This window comes from Nostoc sp. 2RC (assembly GCF_014222165.1).
Lineage (GTDB): Bacteria > Cyanobacteriota > Cyanobacteriia > Cyanobacteriales > Nostocaceae > Nostoc > Nostoc linckia.
This window is the reverse complement of sequence record NZ_JACKZU010000524.1, coordinates 1-4,027: the sequence shown is the minus strand read 5'-3', so window position 1 is coordinate 4,027 and position 4,027 is coordinate 1. Positions and strand designations below refer to the sequence as shown.

General features: G+C 38.0%; 2 protein-coding genes. One reads left to right on the top strand and one right to left on the bottom strand.

Features of this window, described 5'->3' with window-relative positions; all coding sequences use genetic code 11:
• Window positions 1-275 precede the first annotated feature (275 nt).
• Window positions 276-1,643, top strand: coding sequence for an ATP-binding protein (locus GNE10_RS32545; protein WP_185570136.1), 1,368 nt, complete (start codon window positions 276-278; stop codon window positions 1,641-1,643).
• Between the two features lie 83 nt (window positions 1,644-1,726).
• On the opposite strand, the gene GNE10_RS32540 is transcribed toward GNE10_RS32545, so the two are convergent.
• Window positions 1,727-3,955, bottom strand: a complete 2,229-nt coding sequence (locus tag GNE10_RS32540) for a chemotaxis protein CheW (protein WP_185570134.1) — start codon at window positions 3,953-3,955, stop codon at window positions 1,727-1,729.
• Window positions 3,956-4,027 lie beyond the last annotated feature (72 nt).

Genomic DNA, 4,027 nt, shown 5'->3' with positions numbered 1-4,027 from the left:
CCTATATAATGTAATTCCATAGATAAAGTATTAAATAAATAGATATATTTAGATGTTTTTTTGAACACAACTTAAATACCTGTATTTAACTATTCCTTATTTTCTTTTTGAACTAGATATAGGAATCCTATTTGATTTTTGAACAAAATTGCGTACACTTTACTCTTTTATAAACCTATTGCCTATTGCCTATTGCCTCTTGCCTGCCTATACAGATCGATCGGTTCATTAATCAAATCGGACTACTATAAATGATTTATTTTGCACGACTACTTATGAAATGGTCGTTAGAAGGAAAATGGATTGCCTCTGGCTTTGGCTTATCCTTATTATTAATGAGTTTAGTTAGTGTTATTTCTTACCAAAACGCTACCCAATTAATTGCAAGTAGCAATAAAGTAAAAGATACAAATGACGTAATGAAAAATATTACTGATATATTAGCAACACTAACTGATGCAGAAGCTGGACGCAGAGGTTATATATTATACGGAGAACAATTAGAACTCAATCGTTACTATCAGGCAATGGCAAGCCTGGATACCAAAGTCAAAAACTTGCAGCAACAAGTTGCTGAGGATACCTATCAACAGCAGCATTTAACAAAGTTAAAATTACTCATTTCTCAACGCATTGAACTATCTAAAAAGTCTATTGCCCTCAAGCAAGTAGGTAAATCAAGCTTTGCTATTCAAGCACCCATACTTGCTCAAAGTAATCAAAATCGTAGTCAAATTCGTGAAACACTTACCCAAATGCAAGCCAGGGAACAACAGTTACTACAAATTTTAGTCAGACATTCCCAAGATAATATTCATAATCGAATGTTGATTGAATTTCTTGGCACTTTCTTGAGTTTTGCAACTTTATTAGGTGTTTACGTTTTATTATATCAACAATTATTAAAACGACAGCAGGCCGAAGCCCTTCAAAGAACTTTAGCCCAAGAAAAAGAACTTAGTGAATTGAAGTTACGTTTTTTTTCGATGGTATCTCATGAATTTCGCACTCCATTAAGTATTATCTTGGGTTCGGCTCAATTATTATCTCAAAGTAATCAGCAGTGGAGTGAAGAAAAAAAAATCAAAAATCTGCATCGAATTCAATCATCAGCTAGGTCAATGAACCAGTTATTAACTGATATTTTAACTTTGACAAGGGCAGAAGCTGGTAAATTAGAATTTCATCCCAAACTAATGGATTTAGAAGCATTTTGTATTAATTTAATAGAAGACTTGCAATTTAGCGATCGCCAACAGCATACTATTAAATTTATTAGTCAAGGAAACTGTACTCATGCAAAATTAGATGAAAATTTATTATATTCGATTTTGACTAATTTACTTTCCAATGCTATGAAATATTCATCTCCTGAAGAAAGTATTTTTTTGATACTTAGTTGCGAACCACACGCAATATTTTTTAAAATCCAAGATAATGGAATAGGAATACCCCAAGAATTTCAACAACATTTGTTTGAGCCTTTTCATCGTGCTAATAATGTAGGCAAGATTGTTGGTAGTGGACTGGGACTAGCCGTAGTTAAAAAATGCTTAGAAATACATCATGGAGAAATTTCTGTAAGTAGTGAAGTAGGAGGTGGAACAAGTTTTACAGTAAAAATTCCCCAAACCAAGATTTAATATTAATCAATCTGGTAAGCTAGTTGAGTTATACAATTTAAAAGCGCATCAGCTTACTATAGGACTCCGATTTGAATCCTGAACTAATCTAAATTCCAGTAAGTTAGAGATTTTGCGATCGCTTGACCATCTAAAACCAAGCTAAGTTGTCCATTGCTCAGAACGCTAGTTCCTTTGATATAAGCAGCAACTGAGATTGTTTCTCCTAGAGGATGGATAACAGAGGATTGCTTACCAATAATGCAATCTACTTCTAAAGCACAGAGTTTATCTAAGTAACGAAATAATAATAACGGCTTATCCTGCTTGCAAGTATTTAGTCTATCTTTAGTGTAAGTACTAACTGCACTGGGAAGGTGGTTAGGACAAATCAGCACATCGGTTAATAAGTGGATAGGGACGAGCGTTTCTGTACTTACAAACCCACTGTAACTACCAGAAGACTGCAAAAATAACATGCGTCCCCCTTGAGTTTGGAGAATTTGCTCGGACTGGGATAGACAAATTTGCTCGACGGAATTGGCGATAAATGCATAGATTCTAGAGTTCGCTTCACAGACGATCAGTTGAGCAATTTTTTGCTCTAGGGGAATTTGTAGCGAGAAGGCTGTACCATGTCCGGCTTTAGACTTCAATACTAGTCTTCCTTGAATAGCTGTTAATTGCTTGCAAATTTCAGTTAATTCTGCTCCTAACTCTAAATTACGATGGCATAAAACAGATGAAACCTCTGGTTCCAGTACCAACTCAGTCACTTGTGAGATATTCCCTGGTTTTGTTAGGGCCAGTCCTTGGGCTAAAGCTTGTTGATAAATTTGAGATAAGTCAAGTCCTGCGCCATCATCACAGCCATCAATAACGAGTTGATTTCCCTGCTGGTAAACTTGAATTTCAATTATCCCGTTGCTATTTTTACCTAGCTGTTGGCGTGTTTGGCAAGATTCTATACTTTGCTGTAGTAAATAACAACTTATATGCAACAGCAGGACACGGAGGCGATCGCTAAATGCGCCATCGACTTGGATATCGCTAATTTGTAAATGTAATCTAGCAGACTTATTTTGCAAAGATTGTAACTGCGACCAAAGCCGATGCAAGGGTTCTAAGGCTGCTTTTAAAGAAATATTTGTAACTTTTTTAACTAAATCGGCAGAACGACTAAGTAAATTTTCCTGCTGTATGAGTTCTTGTTTGAGTTGGTGGCGATTATTATTCAGGGAATGAACGGTTGATGTCACCTGAGAGGCTTCAGCCAAAACAGATTGTAGAGTATTGTACAATTGCTGAGAGCGAGAAGCAGCCAGAGGGGAAAGTGTATTTGAAATTGCTGCTAAACGTGCAGACCATTCCTGGAGATTATCCAGCAGGCGTTGTAATCGTTTAACTTGTCGGAGCAATTGTCCGATGGTATGTTGCTGTTCTTCTTCCTGACAAACTTGCCGATTATAGGTAGTTAGTAATGTTGCTAGGAGCGTGTTTAGTTGTTCGAGATGCTGAATATTGATTGGCGTGGCGGTTGGAATACTGGTTGCAACAATGGTGGGAATGGATTCTTGCAAAGAAAGTGTACGATCATCGGCAAAAGATTTAACCAAGGATGTTTCAGTTGATTGGGATAAATCCCCCAACCAAGGATGAAAATCTTTTTCTTTATACTCCATCGTATTTGTCAGTTCCCCTACATTGGCGGGAAGCGGTTCGACATCTACGCTATCAAAGTTACCAAGCCTGGGGTTAGTTTCATCTATTAGTTCCCTGTTAAGACTTTTAACTATAACTTGCTCTGGTAGAGCCGTAGAAAATTCTAGCCCAGCCAAGGAATCGCCAAACTCGATAACTGGTTGATGTTCCTGCTGTTGATCTTTCGATGTATCGAGGATTGTTTCCTGGGGGATGATGCTTTGTTGATTGCCAAATTCTGCTTGCAGACGAGCCACAATGGCAGACATCCGCTCGATAATTTCTACTTCCTCAATTTTCGAGGCTGTTAAAAATGCCATCAGTAGCATCTGTAGGCAATCTAATCCTTCCGACAACAGGGAAGCGATGGGGGCGTTGACAGTTGCCCGATACTGATATAAAAGCTGAAAAATCTCTGTTAGTGCAGCCGCAACTATAGCAATGGTATCTAACTCGGCTGCTATGGCAATGGAATGCAAAGAACTAGCAGCCTCCATGAGAGCCAAAGCTGTACCGGGGTTACTGTTTTTTGTATAGTTAGGCAACTCCTGTTCCAAGAACAGTAACAAATCGATGGCTTCTTCTAGAAAGCGATCGCTGTTCTGCGGTTGGGGGACAAAATCGGTACTCATCGAAACTCCTGGTTTGTGACAATTCTATAGACTTCTAAGAGAAGTGGGGAAAAGGGGAAGGGGTAAAGGGGA

What these genes read in the sequence shown, in the direction of transcription:
- GNE10_RS32545 (WP_185570136.1), top strand. Translation starts at nt 276, where the DNA reads ATGAAATGGTCGTTAGAAGGAAAATGGATTGCCTCTGGCTTTGGCTTA.
- GNE10_RS32540 (WP_185570134.1), bottom strand. Translation starts at nt 3,955, where the DNA reads ATGAGTACCGATTTTGTCCCCCAACCGCAGAACAGCGATCGCTTTCTA.